This window comes from Sphingobium sp., assembly GCF_033795625.1.
In the GTDB taxonomy this organism is placed as follows: domain Bacteria; phylum Pseudomonadota; class Alphaproteobacteria; order Sphingomonadales; family Sphingomonadaceae; genus Sphingobium.
In genome coordinates, this window is the sequence record NZ_JARYGI010000132.1 from 1 (window position 1) to 666 (window position 666).

Below are 666 nucleotides of genomic sequence, written 5' to 3' on the forward strand. Positions count from 1 at the left end.
TAACCGACCATAATGTCCACGAGATGCTCGAACTGGTCGACCGGGCCTATGTCATCCATGAGGGAAGGGTGCTGTTCGAGGGGACGCCCGACGCGGTGCTTCACAATCCCGATGTGCGCAGACTCTACCTTGGTGAGGACTATGAGCAGTGACCTGTCCTTTGGTTGATCATAGCGCTCCGTTGCCGTCGGTCAGCACAGGCCATCTTTGACGGCGTCCTGCTCGTGCTCATGCATCGGGGCGACGCCATGGTGCCAGATTTGCGGTCGGAGTCCATGTCCAACAGGATCGAACATGGAGTTAACCGGAACAGTCTTCGTCCAGGAAGGGCATTCCGCGCGCGATGAGATTCATGGTGCGCTCAAGATAGTCGGATTTGGCGCGAGACGTGTTTTCCAGCTCATGCCGCAGGAGAATGCGCTGCCGCGGGCTTGTGACGAACGCGTCGAAGAGGAACGCCGCCAGGAACGACAGGTCGACCGAGCTGTCGCTGCCGTCGTTGCGATGGGCCTGCTCGAGAATTGACTGGATGATCGCAATTCCCGCCTTGGCTCCCATCGAAGGCTTGGCCTGGCCGGCTTCCGATTCATGATCGGCGATCCAGTTGATCAGGGAATCCAGGCCGATAACCTCACGCTTGAGCGATGCATCCAGGATTTTCCTGCC

The 666-nt window shown here is 58.7% G+C and carries 2 pseudogenes; one reads left to right on the top strand and one right to left on the bottom strand.

Annotated elements, in window-relative coordinates:
- A pseudogene (locus QHC67_RS18995) lies at positions 1–152 on the top strand (LPS export ABC transporter ATP-binding protein); the annotation flags it as partial.
- A 148-nt stretch (positions 153–300) separates the two neighbouring features.
- On the opposite strand, the pseudogene QHC67_RS19000 reads toward QHC67_RS18995, so the two are convergent.
- Positions 301–666 (bottom strand): annotated as a pseudogene (locus QHC67_RS19000) (TetR/AcrR family transcriptional regulator); the annotation flags it as partial.